The sequence below is a fragment of the Micromonospora sp. NBS 11-29 genome (assembly GCF_002140155.1).
Taxonomy (GTDB): Bacteria; Actinomycetota; Actinomycetes; order Mycobacteriales; family Micromonosporaceae; genus Micromonospora.
In genome coordinates this window covers 120221-120872 of sequence record NZ_NAPR01000007.1, presented here as the reverse complement: position 1 = coordinate 120872, position 652 = coordinate 120221, and the positions used below count along the sequence as shown (strand labels likewise).

The 652-nt window shown below is 71.9% G+C and carries 1 protein-coding gene; it reads left to right on the top strand.

Going from position 1 to position 652, the window contains the following annotated elements; all coding sequences use genetic code 11:
- Positions 1 to 652, top strand: a 652-nt coding sequence (locus B1205_RS31220; RefSeq protein ID WP_303395019.1) for an arabinofuranosidase catalytic domain-containing protein, incomplete at both ends; no start/stop codon positions are given.

Genomic DNA, 652 nt, shown 5'->3' with positions numbered 1-652 from the left:
AACGGCACCAAACTCATCCTCTGGGCCTGCAACGGCCAGACCAACCAGCGGTGGACCACCTCGACGTCGCCGACGTCCGCGCCGCCCACCTCCCCGCCCCCGTCCGGCGGCCGGCCGTGCGACATCTACGCCGCGGGCGGCACGCCGTGCGTCGCGGCGCACAGCACCACCCGGGCGCTGTTCTCCGGGTACGGCGGCAACCTCTACCAGGTGCGCCGGTCCTCGGACAACGCCACCCGTAACATCGGCGTGCTCGGTGCCGGCGGCTACGCCGACGCCGCCGGTCAGGACGGCTTCTGCGCCGGCACGAGCTGCGTGATCACGGTGGTCTACGACCAGTCCGGGCGCGGCAACGACCTCTGGTACCAGGGCTCGGCGCAGGTTCCCGGCTCGTCCTCCAGCCGGCCCGCCTCGGCGACCAGCGAGTCGCTGACCGTGGGCGGCGCGAAGGCGTACTCGCTGTACATCAACCCCGGCAACAGCTACTGGCGGGACGGCCACCTGACCGGCGTGCCCACCGGCAGCGCGCCCGAGGGCATGTACATGGTCACCAGCGGCACCCACGTCAACGGCGGCTGCTGTTTCGACTACGGCAACAGCGAGACCACCCGCAGCGCGGACGCCGCCGGGGCGATGGACGCGATCAACTTCA